The 19,912-nt window shown below is 73.1% G+C and carries 16 protein-coding genes and 1 pseudogene; 12 read left to right on the top strand and 5 right to left on the bottom strand.

The features are described 5' to 3' along the window. Together ABT123_RS31095 and ABT123_RS31090 are read left to right on the top strand one after the other, a co-directional pair. A pseudogene (locus ABT123_RS31095) lies at positions 1 to 416 on the top strand (hypothetical protein); the annotation flags it as partial. Further along, the gene (locus tag ABT123_RS31090) at positions 413 to 1,333 is read left to right on the top strand and encodes a tetratricopeptide repeat protein (RefSeq protein WP_502971104.1); all 921 of its coding nucleotides are present in this window, start codon (positions 413 to 415) and stop codon (positions 1,331 to 1,333) included. The pseudogene ABT123_RS31095 and the gene ABT123_RS31090, both read left to right, overlap by 4 nt. A 60-nt stretch (positions 1,334 to 1,393) precedes the next feature. Here ABT123_RS31090 and ABT123_RS31085 read toward each other — a convergent pair whose 3' ends face one another. Next, positions 1,394 to 2,668, bottom strand: coding sequence for a DUF1015 family protein (locus tag ABT123_RS31085; RefSeq protein WP_351320729.1), 1,275 nt, complete (start codon positions 2,666 to 2,668; stop codon positions 1,394 to 1,396). A gap of 81 nt (positions 2,669 to 2,749) precedes the next feature. Between ABT123_RS31085 and ABT123_RS31080 the strand changes: the two genes are divergently transcribed. From ABT123_RS31080 to ABT123_RS31065, 4 genes are all read left to right on the top strand, one after another. Continuing rightward, positions 2,750 to 3,787, top strand: coding sequence for an HAD hydrolase-like protein (locus ABT123_RS31080; protein WP_351320727.1), 1,038 nt, complete (start codon positions 2,750 to 2,752; stop codon positions 3,785 to 3,787). 188 nt (positions 3,788 to 3,975) lie between these two features. Beyond that, a complete protein-coding gene (locus ABT123_RS31075) occupies positions 3,976 to 4,905 on the top strand; it encodes a FecCD family ABC transporter permease (protein WP_351320743.1) in 930 nt (309 codons plus the stop codon). Between the two features lie 2 nt (positions 4,906 to 4,907). Further along, entirely contained in the window at positions 4,908 to 5,948 is a 1,041-nt protein-coding gene (locus ABT123_RS31070) for a FecCD family ABC transporter permease (RefSeq protein WP_351320741.1), read from the top strand. Continuing rightward, complete coding sequence (locus ABT123_RS31065; protein WP_351320725.1) at positions 5,945 to 6,793, top strand: ABC transporter ATP-binding protein; 849 nt, start codon at positions 5,945 to 5,947, stop codon at positions 6,791 to 6,793. The genes ABT123_RS31070 and ABT123_RS31065 overlap by 4 nt, the downstream gene beginning before the upstream one ends. Before the next feature lie 155 nt (positions 6,794 to 6,948). Here ABT123_RS31065 and ABT123_RS31060 read toward each other — a convergent pair whose 3' ends face one another. Beyond that, positions 6,949 to 7,296, bottom strand: a complete 348-nt coding sequence (locus ABT123_RS31060; RefSeq protein ID WP_351320723.1) for an SCP2 sterol-binding domain-containing protein — start codon at positions 7,294 to 7,296, stop codon at positions 6,949 to 6,951. A 45-nt stretch (positions 7,297 to 7,341) separates the two neighbouring features. Between ABT123_RS31060 and ABT123_RS31055 the strand changes: the two genes are divergently transcribed. From ABT123_RS31055 to ABT123_RS31035, 5 genes are all read left to right on the top strand, one after another. Continuing rightward, positions 7,342 to 7,578, top strand: coding sequence for a hypothetical protein (locus tag ABT123_RS31055; protein ID WP_351320721.1), 237 nt, complete (start codon positions 7,342 to 7,344; stop codon positions 7,576 to 7,578). A gap of 7 nt (positions 7,579 to 7,585) precedes the next feature. Further along, complete coding sequence (locus ABT123_RS31050; protein WP_351320719.1) at positions 7,586 to 8,401, top strand: TlyA family RNA methyltransferase; 816 nt, start codon at positions 7,586 to 7,588, stop codon at positions 8,399 to 8,401. Then, entirely contained in the window at positions 8,398 to 9,351 is a 954-nt protein-coding gene (locus ABT123_RS31045; RefSeq protein WP_351320717.1) for an NAD kinase, read from the top strand. Before ABT123_RS31050 ends, ABT123_RS31045 begins: the two co-directional genes overlap by 4 nt. An 86-nt stretch (positions 9,352 to 9,437) precedes the next feature. After that, positions 9,438 to 11,165 (top strand): DNA repair protein RecN, encoded by a 1,728-nt coding sequence (recN, locus tag ABT123_RS31040; protein ID WP_351320739.1) that lies wholly within the window; start codon positions 9,438 to 9,440, stop codon positions 11,163 to 11,165. A gap of 410 nt (positions 11,166 to 11,575) precedes the next feature. Further along, positions 11,576 to 12,682: a glycosyltransferase family 4 protein gene (locus ABT123_RS31035; protein WP_351320715.1), complete on the top strand. Its 1,107-nt coding sequence runs from the start codon at positions 11,576 to 11,578 to the stop codon at positions 12,680 to 12,682. A 108-nt stretch (positions 12,683 to 12,790) separates the two neighbouring features. On the opposite strand, the gene ABT123_RS31030 is transcribed toward ABT123_RS31035, so the two are convergent. The 3 genes from ABT123_RS31030 to ABT123_RS31020 all read right to left on the bottom strand — a co-directional run bounded on the left by ABT123_RS31030 (position 12,791) and on the right by ABT123_RS31020 (position 17,789). Further along, complete coding sequence (locus ABT123_RS31030) at positions 12,791 to 14,404, bottom strand: PucR family transcriptional regulator (RefSeq protein WP_351320713.1); 1,614 nt, start codon at positions 14,402 to 14,404, stop codon at positions 12,791 to 12,793. 84 nt (positions 14,405 to 14,488) lie between these two features. Then, the gene (locus ABT123_RS31025; RefSeq protein ID WP_351320711.1) at positions 14,489 to 15,871 is read right to left on the bottom strand and encodes an FAD-binding oxidoreductase; all 1,383 of its coding nucleotides are present in this window, start codon (positions 15,869 to 15,871) and stop codon (positions 14,489 to 14,491) included. A 112-nt stretch (positions 15,872 to 15,983) separates the two neighbouring features. Beyond that, positions 15,984 to 17,789, bottom strand: a complete 1,806-nt coding sequence (locus tag ABT123_RS31020; protein ID WP_351320709.1) for a glycoside hydrolase family 15 protein — start codon at positions 17,787 to 17,789, stop codon at positions 15,984 to 15,986. A 461-nt stretch (positions 17,790 to 18,250) separates the two neighbouring features. Here ABT123_RS31020 and pyrG point away from each other — a divergent pair, with 461 nt between their 5' ends. Continuing rightward, a complete protein-coding gene (gene pyrG, locus ABT123_RS31015; RefSeq protein ID WP_351320707.1) occupies positions 18,251 to 19,885 on the top strand; it encodes a CTP synthase in 1,635 nt (544 codons plus the stop codon). Positions 19,886 to 19,912 lie beyond the last annotated feature (27 nt).

Below are 19,912 nucleotides of genomic sequence, written 5' to 3'. Positions count from 1 at the left end.
CCGCCCGAGCTACCCGCGTCGTGATGACCGCGGTGGCGAGCGTCCGAGCTACCCGCGCCGTGACGATGACCGTGGTGGTTTCCGCGGTGGGCGTGATGACCGTGGCGGGGACCGCCCGAGCTACCCGCGTCGTGATGACCGCGGTGGCGAGCGTCCGAGCTACCCGCGCCGTGACGATGACCGTGGTGGTTTCCGCGGTGGGCGTGACGACCGTGGTGGGGACCGTCCCAGCTACCAGCGTCGTGACGACCGCGGTGGGGACCGTGGTGGCTACCGCGGTCGCGATGACCGTGGCGGCGATCGCGGTGGGTACCGCGGTGGCCGTGATGACCGTGGCGGCGACCGCGGCGGGTACCGGGGTGGCCGTGACGAGCGGGACCGGGACTACCGCGACCGCAGCGACCGCGAGCCGGTGAAGCGGCTGCCGATCGACGATGACGTCACCGGCGACGAGATCGACTCCGACGTCCGCCAGGAGCTCCTCAGCCTGCCCAAGGGCCTGGCCGAGGAGGTCTCCCGGAACCTGGTGATGGTGGCCCGTCTGATCGACGAGGACCCCGAGCAGGCGTACGCGTACTCGCGGATCGCCCTGCGCCTGGCCTCCAGGGTCGCCGCCGTCCGCGAGGCCGCCGGCTTCGCCGCGTACGCGACGCAGAAGTACAGCGAGGCGCTGGCCGAGTTCCGGGCAGCCAAGCGGATGACCGGTTCGGTCGAGCTGTGGCCCGTCATGGCCGACTGCGAGCGCGGTCTGGGCCGGCCCGAGCGGGCGCTGGCCATGGCCGGCGAGCCCGAGGTGCAGAAGCTGGACAAGGCCGGTCAGGTCGAGATGCGGCTGGTTGCGGCCGGTGCGCGGCGGGACATGGGGCAGCTGGACGCCGCCATCGTGACCCTGCAGAGCCCCGAGCTGGCCTCCAGCGCCGTTCAGCCGTGGACCGCGCGCCTGCGGTACGCGTACGCCGATGCCCTGCTGGCCGCCGGCCGCGAGGACGAGGCGCGCGAGTGGTTCGCCAAGACCGCCGAGGCGGACAAGGACGGGGCCACCGACGCCTCCGACCGGCTCGCCGAGATGGACGGGGTCGAGTTCGTCGACGCGATGGACGAGGACGACGAGGACGATGCGCTGGACGCAGCCGAAGCCGCAGAGCTGGCGGCGGCCGAGTCGGCCTCGGACGTGACCGAGTACTACGACGAGGACGACGACGAGTACGAGCCGATCGAGGGCCCGGACGCGGACGCGGACGTGGACGTGGACGTGGACGTGGACGTGGATGCAGACGCGGATGAGGATGCGGAAGCGGATGCTGACGTGGACGATGCCGACGGCAAGGCCTAGTCGCAGATGAAGAAGGGCGGTACCCCGCACGGGGTACCGCCCTTTTTCGTTGTGCGGGGGTCAGGCGTCCAGGCTGCGCAGGACCAGGCCGGTGGCCGGCTTGGGGCCGAACGAGGTGGATTTGCGGGGCATGGTGACCCCCTGGCGGGCCAGGTCCCGCACCACCTCCTCCCGTACGGGATGGAGCAGTACGGCCGTGCCGCCGTGCCGTTCGGCCATCTCGACGGTGGCCTCGGTGTCGTGGATGTAGCCGATGTGCTCGGGGGTGTCCGGGACGTGCCACAGCGCGTCGAGGAGGGTGGCGTGCAGGACCGTGGCGTCCAGCCGGCGCCAGGCCTCCGGGCGGTCGTGCCGGACGGTCCGGTCGAGAAGGGCCGGATCCGGGTCGGTGACCAGGTGGAAGCGGCCGTCGCCGGTGAGCAGGAAGGCGTTCCCGGTCGCGGCGGCCTCGCCGAGCGCCGCCATCGCGGCGGGCAGCGGCCCGTCCACCGTGCGGACCCGGAAGCCGGGGTCGAGGGCGGCCAGTGCCTCGGACAGCGGCAGGCGGTGAAGCATGCGGTGGATGGCGCGGACCTGGAGCGGGTAGCGGGCGGTGTCCACCAGGAGGACCAGGCCGAAGTCCCAGGCGCCCGGGGCGTGGTGTTCGGCCTGCAGCCGCAGGTACGTGGCCCAGCGGTGGTGGCCGTCGGCGATGAGGGCCTGCCGGTGGCCGAGGTCCCTGGTGACGGCCTCAACCTCGGCGGGGTCGGTGATCGCCCACAGGCGGTGCCGGAAGCCGTCCTCGGTGGTGGTGGCGAGGAGCGGGGTGCGGCCGGCGGTGGCCTCCACGATCTCCGCGGCAGTGCCGTCGGGGTCCTCGCCGCGGTAGGTGAGCAGCAGGGGTTCGAGGTTGGCGGCGGTGGCGCGCATGAGACCGGCCCGGTCGGCGACCACCTGCGGCATGACGTCCTCGTGGGGGAGGACGATGCCGGCGTCGGCGGCCGACAGGGCGAGGGCGCCGATGATTCCGCGCTGGAGCAGCTCGCCCTTGCGCTGCTCGTACACGTAGAGGGCCGGCTCGGGGTCGGTGCGGAGGACGCCCTCGGCCAGCCAGTCCCGCAGGGTCCGGGCGGCCTGCTCGTTGCGCTCGTCCGGGGTGCCGGCCTGCGGGAGGATGAGGCGGACGATGTTGTGCGGGTCCGCGGACTCGAGGTGGTTCAGGCCGTCCGGGCGTACGACCACGTCGTACGGCGGCGAGGTGACGGCGGCGAGACTGCCGACGCGTTCGGGGACGAAGCGCAGTCCGTGGAACGGGATCAGCCGCAGTCCGTGTTCCTCGATACCTGGTGTGGTCATTGGTGCATGGTAAGTCGCGTCTCGTCATGCGGGATGATCGGGGAGTACGGAATTCGGACAAGATCCATGGAGCGGATGCGGATGAGCCGGCAGAGCAGGACCAGGCCCGCGGGCAGTGCGCAGCGGCTGCACGAGGCGTACGACACGGCTCTGCTGGACCTCGACGGGGTCGTGTACGCGGGCGGGCGTGCCATCGCGCACGCGGTGGATTCGCTGCGGGCGGCCCGGGCGGACGGGATGCATCTCGCGTACGTGACCAACAATGCGCTGCGTACTCCGGAGGCGGTTGCCGAGCACCTGACCGAGCTGGGCATTCCGACCGAGGCCGGGGAGGTGATCACCTCGGCGCAGGCGGTGGCCCGGCTGATCGCCGATCAGCTGCCGGCGGGGTCACGGGTGCTGGTCATCGGCGGTGAGGGGCTGCGGGTGGCGCTGCGCGAGCGCGGGCTGGTGCCGGTGGAGTCGGCGGAGGACGATCCGGCGGCCGTGGTGCAGGGGTACGGCGGGCCGGACTTGGCGTGGGGGCGGTTCGCGGAGGCCTCGTACGCGATCGCGCGCGGGGTGCCGTGGTTCGCGTCCAACACGGATCTGACGATTCCGGGTACGCGGGGGATCGCGCCGGGCAACGGTGCGGCGGTGGAGGTCGTACGGATCGCCACCGGTGCGGAGCCCCAGGTGGCGGGGAAGCCGCTGCCGCCGATGCACCGCGAGACCATCCTGCGGACCGGGGCCCGGCGGCCGTTGGTGGTGGGCGACCGGCTCGACACGGACATCGAGGGGGCGTTCAACGGGGAGGTGGACTCCCTGCTGGTGCTGACGGGGGTGACGGACGCGGCACAGCTGTTGCGGGCCGAGCCGAAGTACCGGCCGACGTATGTGGACCGGGACCTGCGGGGGCTGTTGACCGGTCAGCCGGAGGTGCGTGAGCACGCCGGGTCGTTCCGGTGCGGTGGCTGGCAGGCCGGGGTCGAGGGCGGTGGGCTGGTGCTGACGGCGGTTCAGGGGGAAGTGGATCCGGTTGACGGGCTGCGGGCGCTGTGCGCGGCGGCCTGGACGCATGCCGGGGACGGGGCCTGTGCGCTGGACGCGGGGAAGGCTCTGGCAGGGCTGGGTCTGTAGGCCTGCCGGGGCGGGACGTACGACCCTCGGGGGCAATGCGAGGGTAGGCTAACCTAACTTTCGTGTTGGTCAAGAGTGCTGAGAGTTCTGAACAGGGCGCTGTGCCCGGCGGTGCAGCCCCCCGCGCCCGCGCCGGGGCGCGCGCCGGCGGGCTGCTGGCCGCCTGCGCCGCCCTGGTGCTGGTCGCGATGGCGAGCCTCGCCATCGGAGCCAAGGCGATGCCGCTGGAGGAGGTCTGGCACGGCCTGTTCCACTACACCGGCACGCCCTCGGACGTGGTGGTGCACGACCTCCGCATCCCGCGCACCCTGCTCGGCCTGATGGTCGGCATGGGACTCGGCCTGTCCGGCGCGGTCATGCAGGCGCTGACCCGCAACCCGCTGGCCGAGCCCGGCATCCTCGGCGTCAACGCCGGCGCCGCGGCAGCCGTGGTCTCCGCGATCAGCTTCCTCGGCGCCACCTCGCTCAACGAGTTCGTCTGGTACGCGTTCGCCGGCGCCGCCGTGGTGTCGGTGGTCGTGTACGTGCTCGGGGGCAGCCGCAGTGCGACCCCGGTCCGGCTGGCCCTCGCCGGTACGGCGGCCAGCGCGGCCCTCGTCGGCTACATCAACGCCGTCCAGCTCATGGACAGCAAGGCGATGGACAAGCTGCGCTTCTGGACGGTCGGCTCGCTGGCCTCGGCCAATATGGAGACCGTCCGGCAGGTCGCGCCCTTCCTGCTGGCCGGCGCGCTCCTCGCACTGGCCCTCGGCCGGCCGCTCAACGCGATGGCCATGGGCGACGACACGGCACGCGCCCTCGGCGCCCACCTGAACCGCACCCGGATCGCCGCGATGATCGCCATCACCCTGCTCTGCGGGGCCGCGACCGCCGCCTGCGGGCCGATCGTGTTCATCGGCCTGATGATCCCGCACCTGGTACGCGCCTTCACCGGCCCGGACATGCGGTGGGTCCTCGCCTACTCGGCCGTGCTTGCGCCGGTCCTGCTGCTCGGCGCGGATGTCGTCGGCCGGATCGTCACCCGGCCCGCCGAACTCCAGGTCGGCATCGTCACCGCGCTGCTGGGCGGGCCCGTCTTCATCTATTTGGTACGGCGCAAGAGGATGGCCCAGCTGTGACCGTGAACTCCAAGCCGCGGGCGCTGCGCGGCCCCGGCCGGACCTCGCTGCGGATCGAGCCGCGTGCCCTGGTCGCCGGGCTGACGCTGACCGCCGTGATGCTCGCGATGGCCGTTGTCCTGGTCGGCACCGGCGACTTCCCCATCGCGCCCTGGGACGTCGTACAGACCCTGCTCGGCAACGGCACCCCGGCCGACGAGTTCATCGTCAACGACCTGCGGCTGCCGCGGGTTCTGGTGGCCGTGCTGGTCGGCGCCGCGCTCGGGATGGCCGGGGCGGTCTTCCAGTCGGTGGCCCGCAACCCGCTGGGCTCGCCCGACCTGCTCGGCTTCGGGCACGGTGCGGCGGTCGGCGCCCTCGGGGTCATCGTCCTGTTCAAGGGCGATGCCGGTGAGGTGGCCGTCGGGGCACTGGTGGGCGGCCTGCTGACCGGCGCTGCCATCTACCTCCTCGCGTACAAGCGCGGCATCAACGGCTACCGGCTGGTCCTCGTCGGCATCGGCGCCTCCGCCATGCTGATCGCCGGCATCCAGTACCTGCTGACCAAGTCCCAGCTGGTCGACGCCACCCGCGCGATGATCTGGCTGACCGGCTCGCTGGCCGGCCGGGACTGGGACCAGGTGTGGCCGCTGGCGGCCACCTGCGCGGTTGTGTTCCCGCTGGTGCTCGGGCAGGGCCGGGCCCTGCGGATGATGGAGATGGGCGACGATGCCGCTGCCGCGGTCGGCGTACGGGTGGAACGCATCCGGGTGCTGCTGATGGCGGCGGCGATCCTGCTGACCACGGCCGCAGCCGCCGCGGCCGGACCGATCGCCTTCGTGGCGCTGGCCGCGCCCCAACTGGCTCGGCGGCTCACCCGGTCGCCCGGCTCGAACCTGGTCTCCGGCGCGCTCATGGGCGCCGTACTGCTGCTGGTGTCCGACTGGGCCTCGCAGCGGGCCTTCGGCTCCGACCAGCTGCCGGTGGGTGTGGTGACCGGGCTGGTCGGCGGGGTCTATCTGCTGTGGCTGCTCGTGACCGAACGCAAGGCGGGACGGATATGACCGCCCCGGAACAGAACCTGAGGAGCAACCCGGTGCAGCGGCTGACCGCGGAGAACGTGACCCTCGGCTACGACCAGCGGGTCATCGCCGAGAACCTGTCGGTGGAGATCCCCGACCATTCCTTCACGGTGATCGTCGGGCCGAACGCGTGCGGCAAGTCCACGCTGCTGCGCGCGCTGTCGCGGATGCTGAAGCCGACGGCCGGGCGGGTGCTGCTGGACGGGCAGGCCATCGGCTCGCTGCCGGCGAAGAAGGTGGCCAAGACGCTGGGGCTGCTGCCGCAGTCCTCGATCGCCCCGGACGGCATCACCGTCGCCGACCTGGTCTCCCGCGGCCGGTACCCGCACCAGGGGCTGCTGCGGCAGTGGTCCCCGGAGGACGAGCGGATCGTCCGCGAGTCGATGGCCTCGACGGGCGTCGCGGAGCTGGCGGACCGGGCCGTGGACGAGCTGTCCGGCGGCCAGCGGCAGCGGGTGTGGATCGCGATGGCCCTAGCGCAGCAGACGCCGCTGCTGTTGCTCGACGAGCCGACCACGTACCTGGACATCCAGCACCAGATCGATGTGCTGGACCTGTGCGCGGAGCTGCACGAGGAGCAGGGGCGGACGCTGGTGGCAGTGCTGCACGACCTGAACCACGCGGCCCGGTACGCCACGCACCTGATCGCGCTGCGCGCGGGCGAGGTGGTGGCGGAGGGGCCGCCGGCCGAGGTGGTCACCGCGGAACTGGTGGAGGAGGTGTTCGGACTCCGGTGCCAGGTGATCCCCGACCCGGCGACCGGCACCCCACTGGTGGTCCCGGCGGCCCGGAGCGCGCGTCGCCGCGCGGCGGCGGTGGTGGCGTAGCGGGCTTTGTGGGGCGGCCCGCGCCTCGTCCCCGCCCGAGCCGCGGCTGCGCCGGTGGAGCGGGGCTGCGGCCGGGCTGCCGGGGCTCCGCCCCGGACCCCGCGCCTCACACGTCGGCGGGGCTGAGGTGGGCCGAGGTGGGCTCCGGGAGTGCCCTAGAGCAGGCTGCGGAGGCGGAGGAGGTCGCGGAAGCCGGCGTCCAGGCGGATTCGGCCGGAGGCCCAGGCCTTGGCGAAGTTCAGCCGGCCCTCGACCATCGCCACCAGGTCGTCGCCGGTCATCGCCAGCCGGATCTCCGCCTTCTCCCGGGGCGGGCCCGGCGTCGCCGTGTCCACCCGGATGCGGCCCCCGTCGAGCCGGCCCGTGAAGGTCTGGTCGAGGTCGGTGATGTGGCAGCTCAGGGACCGGTCGAACGCGGTCGCGCCGCGCACGTCCGCATCGGCCCGGGCCAGGTTGCCGGAAAGCTGGTTGAGTGCGGCTCGGCACTCCTCGATCGTCGCCATGGTGCTGTCGACCGTATCGCAGCCCGTGGGGGTAGCGTCTGGGCCATGACCGACAAAGAGCCCACCACGGAGCCGGCGGCCGGGCCGGCCCCGCTCGGGGTGGCCCGTAACCCCACCGGACGTGACGAGATCGACGCGCAGCTCGCGCGGCTGGCCGACGCCGACCACCTCCCGGCGGACGGGCACGTCGAGGTGTACGAGGATGTGCACAGGGGACTGCGTGACGCGCTGACCGCGCTGGACGCGCCCCCGGCATCCCGACCGTACGACATCAGGAGCTGAACCGAACGTGGCAGGAGTGGCACGCCGCCGCCTGGACGCCGAACTGGTACGCCGCAAGATGGCGCGCTCGCGCGAGCACGCGGGCCAGTTGATCGCCGCGGGCCGGGTCACCGTCGGCGGCACCACCGCGACCAAGGCCGCCACCCAGGTCGAGACCAGCGCCGCGCTGGTCGTGCTGAGCGACGACAGCGATCCCGACTACGTCTCGCGCGGCGGACACAAACTCGCCGGGGCGCTGGCCGCCTTCCGGCCGCAGGGGCTGCTGGTCGAAGGGCGGCGGGCGCTCGACGCGGGCGCCTCCACCGGCGGCTTCACCGATGTCCTGCTGCGCTCGGGCGTCGCGCACGTGGTGGCCGTGGACGTCGGCTACGGGCAGCTCGCCTGGTCCCTGCAGAGCGACGACCGGGTCACCGTCAAGGACCGCACCAACGTGCGCGAGCTGACCCTGGAACAGATCGACGGCGTTGCGGTGGACCTGGTCGTCGGAGACCTGTCCTTCATCTCGATCGGACTGGTGCTGCCCGCGCTGGTGCGCTGCACCGCCCCCGGCGCCGACCTGGTGCTGATGGTCAAACCCCAGTTCGAGGTGGGCAAGGAGCGGCTCGGCAGCGGCGGTGTGGTCCGCAGCCCCGAGCTGCGGGCCGAGGCGGTCCGGGAGGTCGCCCGGCAGGCCGGCGCGCTCGGGCTCGGCGTGCTCGGTGTGACCGCGAGCCCGCTGCCCGGACCGTCGGGCAATGTCGAATACTTTCTGTGGCTGCGGGCGGGGGCACCGGCACTCGACCCGGCGGATGTTGACCGTGCAGTGGCGGAGGGGCCGCGGTGACAAGTTCTACAGCTTCATCGAGTTCTTCGAGTTCTACAGCTTCATCGACTCCATCGACGGGGAGGACCGTCTTCCTGGTCGCCCACACCGGGCGGCCCGCCGCCATCCGCAGTGCGGAGCTGGTCGTCCAGGGGCTGCTGCGCTGCGGGCTGGGGGTCAGGGTCCTCGCCCACGAGGCGGCCGACCTGCCGCTGCCGCCCGAGGTGGAGCTGGTCACCGAGACCACCGAGGGCGTCCTCGACGGCTGTGAGCTGCTGATCGTGCTGGGCGGCGACGGCACCCTGCTGCGCGGCGCCGAGTTCGCCCGCGGCTCCGGCGTGCCGATGCTCGGCGTCAACCTGGGCCGGGTCGGCTTCCTCGCCGAGGCCGAGCGCGACGACCTCGACAAGGTGGTCGACCGGGTGGTCACCAAGGCGTACGAGGTCGAGGAGCGGATGACCCTCGATGTGGTGGTCCGCAGCAACGGGGACATCGTCCACCGGGACTGGGCGCTCAACGAGGCCGCCGTGCAGAAGGTGTCCCCGGAGCGGATCCTCGAGGTCGTCCTGGAGATCGACGGGCGGCCGGTGTCCGGGTTCGGCTGCGACGGCATCGTCTGTGCGACCCCGACCGGCTCCACGGCGTACGCCTTCTCCGCGGGCGGACCGGTGGTCTGGCCGGAGGTGGAGGCGCTGCTCATGGTCCCGATCAGCGCGCACGCGCTGTTCGCGAAGCCGCTGGTGACCTCGCCCACATCGGTGCTGGCCGTGGAGATCCAGACCGGTACCCCGCACGGGGTGCTGTGGTGCGACGGCCGGCGCACCGTGGAGCTGCCGCCGAGCGCCCGTGTGGAGGTCCGCCGGGGCACCGTCCCGGTCCGCCTCGCCCGGCTGCACCACGCCGTGTTCACGGACCGGCTGGTGGCCAAATTCGCCCTCCCCGTCTCGGGCTGGCGCGGGGCTCCGCACTAGCGTCCGGGTGGGGCGGCGCCCGGGCGGCGGGGTGACGTCGCATGGCGGGGGGCAAACCTCGGTATGGTCGGTCCGTGCTTGAGGAGATGCGGATACGGTCGCTCGGAGTCATCGACGACGCGGTGGTCGAGCTGTCGCCCGGATTCACTGCGGTGACCGGCGAGACCGGCGCGGGCAAGACCATGGTCGTCACCAGCCTCGGGTTGCTGCTCGGTGGCCGGGCGGACCCCGCCCTGGTGCGGGTGGGGGCCAAGGCTGCGGTGGTCGAGGGCCGGATCGTCGTACGTCCCGGCGCGCCCGCCGCGCTGCGGGCCGAGGAGGCCGGCGCCGAGCTGGACGACGGCACCCTGCTGATCAGCCGGACCGTTTCCGCCGAGGGGCGTTCGCGCGCCCATGTCGGCGGGCGGTCCGTGCCGGTGGGGCTGCTCGGTGAGCTCGCCGACGACCTGGTCGCCGTCCACGGCCAGACCGACCAGCAGGGTCTGCTGCGGCCGGCCCGGCAGCGGCAGGCCCTGGACCGGTACGCCGGGGATGCGGTCGCGGTCCCGCTGGAGAAGTACACGGCCGCCTACCGCAGGCTGCGGGCGGTGGCCGGCGAGCTGGAGGAGATCACCACCCGGGCCCGGGAACGCGCCCAGGAGGCGGATCTGCTGCGCTTCGGGCTCGAGGAGATCGCCGCCGTGGAGCCGCTGGCCGGTGAGGACGCCGAGCTCGCGGCGGAGGCGGAGCGGCTCGGCCACGCCGAATCGCTGGCCTCGGCGGCCCTGCTTGCGCACGCCGCGCTGGCCGGCAACCCCGAGGACCCGGAGGGTGTCGACGCCAACACGCTGGTCGCGGGCGCCCACCGGGCCCTGGAGTCCGTACGCGGACACGACCCGGCCACGCTCGGTTCGCTCGCCGAGCGGATCGGGGAGCTGGGCATCCTGCTCGCCGACGTGGCCGGGGAGCTGGCCGGATACGCGGACGACCTGGACGCCGATCCGCTGCGGCTCGCGGCGGTCGAGGAGCGGCGGGCCGCGCTGACCCAGCTGACCCGGAAGTACGGCGACTCCGTCGAAGCGGTGCTGGCCTGGGCCGAGCAGGGTTCGGCCAGGCTGCTGGAACTCGACGGCGACGACGACCGGATCGGCGAGCTGACCGCGGAGCGGGACGCACTGCGGACGGAACTCTCGCAGCTGGCGCAGGCGTTGACGGATGCGCGGGCGGAGGCGGCGCAGCGGTTCGGTTCGGCGGTGACGGCCGAGCTGGCCTCGCTGGCGATGCCGCACGCCCGGGTCACGATCGACATCCGGCAGACCGAGGACCCCTCGGGTGACGGGGTGGAGGTCGGCGGGCGGCCGGTGCTGTACGGGCCTTCGGGCGCCGACGAGGTGGAGCTGCTGCTCGCCCCGCACCCCGGTGCGCAGCCGCGGCCCATCGCCAAGGGTGCGTCGGGCGGTGAGCTGTCCCGGGTGATGCTGGCCGTGGAGGTCGTCTTCGCGGGCTCGGACCCGGTGCCGACGTACCTCTTCGACGAGGTCGACGCGGGCGTCGGCGGCAAGGCGGCGGTGGAGGTCGGCCGGCGGCTGGCCAAGCTGGCGAAGTCGGCGCAGGTGGTGGTGGTCACGCACCTGCCGCAGGTGGCGGCGTTCGCCGACCGGCAGCTGCTGGTGGAGAAGACCAACGACGGGTCGGTGACCCGGTCCGGGGTCACCGTGCTGGAGGGCGAGGACCGGATCCGGGAGCTGTCGCGGATGCTGGCCGGCCAGGAGGACTCGGAGACGGCGCGGGCGCACGCGGAGGAACTCCTGGCCACGGCCCGGGCCGACGCGTAGCCCTGGCCGGGCGGTTTTCGTGGTTGAGCCCGCGGTGATGGCCCGGACCGGGCTCAGCGGGCCGTGCCGGGCCGTGCCCGCCTGGCCGCGGCTTGCCGCGTTGTCGTCGGTCGCCGACGTCCCCGGCCCCCTGGCCCGGGGGCCGGCGGGCCCGGTGACACGGGCCCCGGCGGAGCCGACGCCAGGGACGCCGGAGGCGTCTGCCGGCCCTGGCCGGAGGAAGCATGGTGGGGTGGGTTCGTCCACCCCGGGGGTGGGTGTGTCACCCGTGTGGGCGATAGCCGGAGGGGCGTAACGGGTTCTCGTACGGGATCCGCACCCGTATGGTCCCGGAACGCGCGTGCGGGCTGGCATCCTGGGCGACGTCTCCGCCATCCGCACCCGCCCCCCTCTTCCAGGAGCTCCGGCCCGTGAGCAGCATCCCGGTTCCCGCCCCGCCGTACGGGCGACCGCCGTTGCGCACCGTCCAGGTGCTCGGCGGCGCCGGCGCGGGCAGCAGCGCGCATGTCCGGTCGCTGGCCGGCGGGCTGGCGGCCCGCGGGGTACGGGTGACGGTGTGCGCGCCCGTCGCGGCCGAAGGGGAGTACGACTTCACCGGCGCGGGCGCCCAATTCGAGCCCTCGGCGGTGAACGCCCTGCGGGTGGCCTGCGCCGGAGCCGACATCGTGCACGCGCACGGCCTGCAGGCCGGCATGCGGGCCGCGCTCGCACTGCGCGGGCGGCGGGTACCGCTGGTGGTGACCTGGCACGCCGGGCCGGTGCCCGACCCCGGCCCGCTGGGCGGGCTGACCCGGCTGCTGGAACGGCGGGTGGCGCGCGCGGCGGCAGTGGTGCTGGGCGCCTCCTCCGACCAGGTGGACCTGGCCCGGCTGCGGGGCGCCCGGGACGCCCGGCTGGCGCCGGTGACCGTGCCCCTGCCCGGCGCCCGGTCCACGGCAGGCGACCCGGGCAAGGTGCGGGCGGAATTGGGGGCGGTGGAGCGCCCCTTGGTGATCGCCGTGGGCAGCCTGGTGCCGCACCGCGGCTATTCGGTGCTGCTGGACGCGGCCCGGGCCTGGCTGGAGCTGGACCCCGTACCGCTGGTGGTGATCGCGGGGGAGGGGCGGCTGCGGGCCGAACTCACCCGGCGGATCGAGCTGGAAGGCCTGCCCGTACGGCTGCTGGGGCGGCGCCCGGACGTGCCGGAGCTGCTGGCGGCGGCCGACGTGGCGGTGCTGCCCAGCCGTTGGGAGGCGCGGTCCCTGCTGGCGCAGGAGGCGCTGCGGGCCGGGGTCGCGCTGGTGGCGACGGCGGTGGGCGGTGTGCCGGAACTGGTCGGGGACGCGGGCGTGCTGGTGCCGTACGGGGATGCGGCCGGCCTGTCCGAGGCGGTCGCGGCGCTCCTCGCCGATCCGGCGCGGCGCACCGCCTTGGCCCAGGCGGGCCCGGTCCAGGCGGCGACCTGGCCGACGGAGGACGACACGGTCGCCCAGGTCCTGGCCGTCTACGACGAACTGATGGAACGCGCCCGCTCCTAGCGCCGCGCCCGTCAGGGGCGCGGGGAACTGCGCGGCCAGCCACAGCCGGCCCGCAGGCCCGGGCACGACGGGGCAGCCCCGAACCGGGGGCGGGGAGCCCGGCCCCGGTTACGGGGTGTGGCGGCGGGCCCGTAGGGCGAGGCTGAGGGAGAGGACCGTCTCCGGGTCGTCCAGGTCGGTGCCCAGCAGCTCCGAGATCCGGGCCAGCCGGTTGTACAGGGTCTGGCGGTTCAGGTGGAGTTCGCGGGCCGTCTCCGCCTTGCGGCCGGCGTGCGCCAGGTACGTCTCCAGGGTCGGCAGCAGCGGCGGGCGCGAGGCGGTGTCGTGCAGCCGGAGCGGGCCGATCGCCCGGTCCACGAAGGCCGCCAGGTCCGGGTGTTCGCGCAGCCGCCACAGCAGCAGGTCGATGTCGAGGCGGCGGGCGTCGTACCAGGGCCGGGCCGGGAGGCCCTGCGCGGCGGTGGCCGTCTCCGCGGCATGGCGCAGGCCCGAGGAGGCCGCCGCCCAGCCGCCCGCGACCCCGACCACCACGGCTGGCGGGGCACCGGCCCGGTCCAGCCCGGCCCGTTCGACACCGGCCCGCAGCGCCGCCGCGACCCGGTCGGCCACCGCCGTGCGCTCGCCCTCCGTACGCAGGCCGACCAGCAGCGGAACCCGGCCCTCGACCGGCCGGACGCCGAGCAGCACCGGCACGCCTACCGAGGCCAGTTCCTCCAGGACGGCCCGGGCGAGGACGGCCCAGTTCCCGGCCGGGCCCAGGTCGGAGGAGAGCCGCATGACCACCGGCAGCAGCGGGCCGGAGCCCGGCTTGAAGCCGAGCACCCGGGCCTGCGCGGGCGCGTCCTCGGCCGAGATCCGGCCCTCCGCCAGGTCGGTCAGGAAGTCGCCGCGCCCGCGCGCCGCGAGCTCCTCCTCCTGGCGGGCCTGCATCAGGACCACCGCCAGCACGCCCGCCGTGCGTTCCGCCGCCATCCGGTGGACCGGCAGCAGCGGCCCGGCCACGCCGACCAGCACCAGCCGGGCCCGCACCGCCGCGGTGCCGGGCCCGCCGCCCGGTACGTCGATCGGTACGGAGTTCCCGGACGGTTCCGCCTCGCGGCCCCGCAGCCCCTCCCACACCTGGAGGGGGTCCGCCGCCGCATCCCCGGACGCGCTGCCCGCCGCGTACAGGAGCTGGCCGTCGGGGGTCTCCAGGAAGACCGGGTTGCCGGTGAAGTCCGCGAGGATGCCCAGGACCTGGGGGATCCCGCCGCCGCCCAGCAGGGCCTGGGTGCAGCGCCGGTGGACCTCCTCGGCGCGCTGCAGCAGCGCGTAGTGCCCGTTGACGATCTCGGTGTGGACCTCTTCCGTCACGGTGACGAAGGCGACCTCGCGGTGCAGCTGGACCAGGGGGAGGCCGGCCGCCCGGGCCGTCTCCACGATCGTCGCCGGGAGGCGGGTGAAGCGGGGGCCGAGCTCGACCACCAGCGCGGCGATGCCCCGGTCGGCGAGCCGGCGGACGAAGGCGCGCTGCTCGGCCGGGCGGGTGCCGAGCCCCAGGCCGGTGGTGAGCAGCAGTTCGCCGCCCTTGAGCAGGGAGGCGATGTTCGGGACCTCGCCGGCGTGCACCCAGCGCACGGTCCGGCCGAGCCGGTCGGCGCAGGCCACGACCTCGGGGAGGCCGCCGCGCAGTCCCGGCAGTTCCAGTGCCCGCTGAACGGTGATCCCGCCCTGGTTGTCCATATCGCGGACCGTACCGGGCGGTGTCTCGGCGGACATCATCTTGTGGCGTGCGTCACGTCGCGTCACGTCGTTGCGTGCCGCGCGCTACAGCGGTCTGATGTTGTGGTTGAAGCGGAAGACGTTGTCCGGGTCGTACGCGCCCTTCACCGAGGCCAGCCGCCGGATGTTCTCCGAGCCCAGGCCCGCCACCACCCGGTCCCGGCCCTCGTCGCCGGTGAAGTTGAGGTAGACCGCGCCGGTGGACCAGGGCTGGGAGTCGGAGCGGACCTCCTTGACCCAGCTCCGGCACCGCTCGTCGTCCGCCGGGTCCTCCCAGATCGCGAACGGGTGCACGGTCCAGGCCGCGTCCCGGTACGGCACCGGGTAGTCGGCCGGGCCCTCGGCGATCGCCCCGCCCTGCGCCCAGACCAGGTGCTGGGTGTTTGTCGGCACCGGCATCAGGTCGCCGCGCGCGCAGAAGAGGTCCACGAACGCGTCCGGCAGCCCGGTCAGGTACTCCGCCGACCAGTAGTTCCGCATCCCCGGCGGGTCGTCGATCATGCACTGCAGATCGGCGTACGGGATGGCGGTGACGATCTCCGACTCGTGCGGCAGGGCCAGCAGCGGCCGGGCCAGCCGGCGCATCTCCTCCTCGGGGCCCGCGTAGGTCAGCAGCACCGCGCACATCCGGGTGCCCACCAGCTGCGGCGGCAGGAACTCCTCGGGCGGCCCGGTCAGGTAGAGCATGGCGCCGCTCGCCTCCCGCGGCCCGCCCTCGATGACATCGCGGTAGGTGCGGAGCACCTGCGGCCCGTATTCCGGCAGGTACAGCAGGAACGCGATGGACATGTCCGGCAGGTCGTGCAGGCGCAGGGTGATCGAGGTGGCCACGCCGAAGTTCCCGCCGCCCCCGTGCAGGGCCCAGAACAGCTCGGGATGGTCCTCGGCCGTCGCCGTCACGCAGGCGCCTTCGGCGGTGACCAGGTCCACCCCCAGCAGGTTGTCCACCGCCAGCCCGAACTTCCGGTCCAGCCAGCCCGAGCCGCCGCCCAGGACGAACCCGCCCACCCCGGTGGTGGAGGCCCGGCCGCCGGTGGTCGCCAGCGCGTACGGCTGGCAGGCCCGGTCCAGATGGCTCATCGTGGCCCCGCCGCCGACCCGGACCGCCTTCGCCGCCGGATGCACCGTCACCTCGTGCATCCGCCGCAGATCCACCACCACCGCCCCGTCGGCCACCGCGGAGCCCGCCACGCTGTGTCCGCCGCCGCGCACGGCGACCGGCAGGTCCAGCTCCCGGGCGAACCGCACCGCCGTGACCACGTCCGCCTCGCTCTCGCACTGGGCGATCACGGCCGGCCGCCGGTCGATCATGGCGTTGAACACCGTCCGGGCCTCGTCGTACCCCGGATCCCCGGGGGCGAAGACGTCACCCGACAGATCCTCGCGGAGCGCGGTCAGGGCCGTGCCCGCCTTGCCGGAGGCAGCCATGACGTGCCCCCTTCCCGGACGAGGGTGCGGAACCCTTCCAGGCTAGGCGGGCACGTCCCGGCGCGCGCTCCGTACGGGCGGGGACGGACCAGGCCGGACGAGGCCCCGCGGGTCAGCCCCCGTACGCGCCGCTGGCCGTCAGCCGCAGCGCGGTGTCGATCAGCGGAACGTGGCTGAAGGCCTGCGGGAAGTTCCCCACCTGGCGCTGGAGCCGCGGATCCCACTCCTCCGCCAGCAGCCCGAGGTCGTTGCGGAGCGACAGCAGCTTCTCGAAGAGCCGGCGGGCCTCGTCGACCCGGCCGATCATCGCGAGGTCGTCCGCCATCCAGAACGAGCACGCGAGAAAGGCCCCCTCGTCGCCCTCGAGGCCGTCCACGCCGGCCTCCTCGCCCGCCGTCGGATAGCGCAGGATGAAGCCGTCCGGGGTGGACAGCTCCCGCTGGATCGCCTCGATGGTGCCGATGACCCGCTTGTCGTCCGGCGGCAGGAAGCCCATCTGCGGAATGAGCAGCAGCGAGGCGTCCAGCTCCTTCGAGCCGTAGGACTGCGTGAAGGTGTTCCGCTCCTTGTCGTAGCCCTTTTCACAGACGTCCCGGTGGATTTCGTCGCGCAGCTCCCGCCAGCGCTCCAGCGGCCCGTCCGCGTCCCCGCTCTCGATCAGCTTGATCGTCCGGTCCACCGCGACCCAGGCCATCACCTTGGAGTGCACGAAGTGCCGGCGCGGGCCGCGCACCTCCCAGATGCCCTCGTCCGGCTGGTCCCAGTGGGTCTCCAGGTAGCGGATCAGCTTCAGCTGGAGCAGCGAGGCGTAGTCGCTGCGGGCCAGCCCGGTCATATGGCCCAGGTGCAGGGCCTCGGTGACCTCGCCGTACACGTCCAGCTGGAGCTGGTGGGCCGCGCCGTTGCCGACCCGGACCGGCTGGGAGTTCTCGTACCCCGGGAGCCAGTCCAGCTCCGTCTCGCCGAGTTCCCGCTCGCCCGCGATCCCGTACATGATCTGGAGGTTCTCCGGGTCGCCGGCGACCGCGCGGAGCAGCCACTCGCGCCAGGCGCGGGCCTCCTCCCGGTAGCCGGTGCGCAGCAGCGAGGACAGGGTGATCGCGGCGTCCCGCAGCCAGGTGTAGCGGTAGTCCCAGTTCCGTACGCCGCCGATCTCCTCCGGCAGCGAGGTGGTCGGCGCGGCGACGATGCCGCCCGTGGGCCCGTACGTCAGGGCCTTGAGTGTGATCAGGGAGCGGACCACCGCCTCCCGGTAGGGCCCGTGATACGTGCAGTGCTCGACCCAGTCGCGCCAGAAGTCGGTGGTGGCGGTGAGGGCCGCCTCGGCGTCCGGGGTTTCCGGCGGCTCCTTGTGGGAGGGCTGCCAGCTGATGCAGAAGGCGATCCGGTCGCCCGGCCCCACGGTGAAGTCGGAGTAGGTGGTCAGGTCCTTGCCGTAGGTCTGCGCGTCGGTGTCCAGCCAGACCGAGTCGGGTCCGGCGACGGCGACGATGCGGCCGTCCACCTTGTGCACCCAGGGCGTGATCCGGCCGTAGCTGAACCGCATGCGCAGGGCGGACCGCATCGGCACCCGGCCGCTGACCCCCTCCACGATCCGGATCAGCTGCGGGGCGTGGTCCTCACGCGGTGGCATGAAGTCGATGACCCGGACCGTGCCGCGTGGTGTGTCCCATTCGGACTCCAGCACCAGCGAGTCGCCGCGATAGCGGCGGCGGTCGGCGTGCGGAGCCTCGGCACCGGCGGAAACGGCCGGCCCGATGCGCCAGAAGCCGTGATCCTCGGTCCCCAGGATTCCCGCGAAAACGGCATGGGAGTCGAAACGGGGCAGACACAGCCAGTCCGCCGAGCCGTCCCGGCAGACCAGTGCGGCGGTCTGCATGTCCCCGATCAGTGCGTAATCCTCGATGCGCCCGGACACGTTGCATCTCCAGTCGAACGGCCACGTCCGCCCCGAAGGGCGCTTGCATTTCTGGGTCCCGCCGGCGGGCTGGGGTCGTGCCGTGAGCCGGCCTGCTCGGCGGCGATGTGAGCGTTATCCGAGCAGGATATGACGGCACCCTAGTGATCTCCTTAAGTCCTGGAAGAATAAGGCTCGTCCGATCGGGTGAGGGCCCACGGGCACGGCCCGCGACGCCGCCCGGCGACCGTCCCGGCACCCCTCCCGGGGCGTGGCTCGGAGGCGGAGGGTCCAGGTCGCTGATAGGCTGGTACCCCGTGGACCGGTGGTCTGCCTGTGTGAATCAGGGGCCCCGCAACCGCAGTCAGTCGGCAGGTTCGGCGCCCCCGGAAACGGGAGAAGTCGCCGGACGCACCTCACCTCGCGACCACGGGAGCCCCCTCTTGGCGACGCCGCCCGCTGCTTTTCGAAACAGCACAGCCATGACGACCAAGCACATCTTCGTCACCGGGGGTGTCGCATCGTCCCTCGGCAAGGGCCTCACGGCCTCCAGCCTGGGTGCGCTGCTGAAGGCGCGCGGTCTTCGGGTCACGATGCAGAAGCTCGACCCGTACCTGAACGTCGACCCGGGCACGATGAACCCCTTCCAGCACGGCGAGGTGTTCGTCACCAACGACGGCGCCGAGACCGACCTGGACATCGGCCACTACGAGCGCTTCCTCGACGTCGACCTCGACGGTTCGGCCAATGTCACCACCGGCCAGGTGTACTCCACCGTCATCGCCAAGGAGCGGCGCGGCGAGTACCTCGGTGACACCGTGCAGGTCATCCCGCACATCACCAACGAGATCAAGCACCGGATCCGGCGCATGGCGACCGAGGACGTCGACGTCGTCATCACCGAAGTCGGCGGCACGGTCGGCGATATCGAATCGTTGCCTTTCCTGGAGACGGTCCGTCAGGTCCGCCACGAGGTCGGCCGCGACAACGTCTTCGTCGTGCACATCTCGCTGCTGCCCTACATCGGCCCGTCCGGCGAGCTGAAGACCAAGCCGACCCAGCACTCCGTCGCCGCGCTGCGCAACATCGGCATCCAGCCCGACGCGATCGTGCTGCGCGCCGACCGGGACGTCCCCACCTCCATCAAGCGCAAGATTTCGCTGATGTGCGACGTGGACGAGGCGGCCGTGGTCGCGGCCATCGACGCCAAGTCGATCTACGACATCCCGAAGGTGCTGCACACCGAGGGCCTGGACGCGTATGTCGTGCGCAAGCTCGACCTGCCGTTCCGCGATGTGGACTGGACGGTCTGGGAGGACCTGCTGGACCGGGTCCACAACCCCGACCACGAGGTCACCGTCGCCCTCGTCGGCAAGTACATCGACCTGCCCGACGCCTATCTGTCGGTGACCGAGGCGCTGCGCGCCGGCGGTTTCGCCAACAAGGCCCGCGTCAAGATCAAGTGGGTCACCTCCGACGACTGCAAGACCCCGGCGGGCGCTGCCGCGCAGCTGGGCGATGTGGACGCGGTCTGCGTCCCCGGCGGGTTCGGCGACCGCGGTGTGAACGGCAAGGTCGGCGCGATCACCTTCGCCCGCGAGAACAAGATCCCGCTGCTCGGCCTCTGCCTGGGCCTGCAGTGCGTGGTCATCGAGGCCGCGCGCAACCTGGCGGGCATCGAGGACGCGAACTCCACCGAGTTCGACGCCTCCACCCCGCACCCGGTGATCTCCACGATGGAGGAGCAGCTGGCCTTCGTCGAGGGCGCGGGCGACCTGGGCGGCACCATGCGTCTGGGCATGTACCCGGCGAAGCTCGCCGAGGGCTCCATCGTGCGCGAGGTCTACGGCGACCAGGCGTACGTGGACGAGCGCCACCGGCACCGCTACGAGGTCAACAACTCCTACCGCGGCGAGCTGGAGAAGAAGGCCGGCATCGTCTTCTCCGGCACCTCCCCGGACAACAAGCTGGTCGAGTACGTCGAGTACCCGCGCGAGGTGCACCCCTACCTGGTGGCCACCCAGGCCCACCCGGAGCTCCGCTCCCGCCCGACCCGGCCGCACCCGCTCTTCGCGGGCCTGGTGAAGGCCGCGGTGGCGCGCCAGCAGCAGGGCTGACCGGCCTGGAGCTCGGTACCGTAGGCG

It is taken from the genome of Streptomyces sp. NPDC002054 (assembly GCF_040296685.1).
Lineage (GTDB): Bacteria > Actinomycetota > Actinomycetes > Streptomycetales > Streptomycetaceae > Streptomyces.
Note: the sequence above shows the minus strand (reverse complement) of the source record. Positions and strands in the feature narration are given on the sequence as shown.

What these genes read in the sequence shown, in the direction of transcription:
- ABT123_RS31085 (WP_351320729.1), bottom strand. Translation starts at nt 2,668, where the DNA reads ATGACCACACCAGGTATCGAGGAACACGGACTGCGGCTGATCCCGTTC.
- ABT123_RS31080 (WP_351320727.1), top strand. Translation starts at nt 2,750, where the DNA reads ATGAGCCGGCAGAGCAGGACCAGGCCCGCGGGCAGTGCGCAGCGGCTG.
- recN (WP_351320739.1), top strand. Translation starts at nt 9,438, where the DNA reads ATGCGGATACGGTCGCTCGGAGTCATCGACGACGCGGTGGTCGAGCTG.
- ABT123_RS31065 (WP_351320725.1), top strand. Translation starts at nt 5,945, where the DNA reads ATGACCGCCCCGGAACAGAACCTGAGGAGCAACCCGGTGCAGCGGCTG.
- ABT123_RS31030 (WP_351320713.1), bottom strand. Translation starts at nt 14,404, where the DNA reads ATGGACAACCAGGGCGGGATCACCGTTCAGCGGGCACTGGAACTGCCG.
- pyrG (WP_351320707.1), top strand. Translation starts at nt 18,251, where the DNA reads ATGACGACCAAGCACATCTTCGTCACCGGGGGTGTCGCATCGTCCCTC.
- ABT123_RS31075 (WP_351320743.1), top strand. Translation starts at nt 3,976, where the DNA reads ATGGCGAGCCTCGCCATCGGAGCCAAGGCGATGCCGCTGGAGGAGGTC.
- ABT123_RS31025 (WP_351320711.1), bottom strand. Translation starts at nt 15,871, where the DNA reads ATGGCTGCCTCCGGCAAGGCGGGCACGGCCCTGACCGCGCTCCGCGAG.
- ABT123_RS31055 (WP_351320721.1), top strand. Translation starts at nt 7,342, where the DNA reads ATGACCGACAAAGAGCCCACCACGGAGCCGGCGGCCGGGCCGGCCCCG.
- ABT123_RS31060 (WP_351320723.1), bottom strand. Translation starts at nt 7,296, where the DNA reads ATGGCGACGATCGAGGAGTGCCGAGCCGCACTCAACCAGCTTTCCGGC.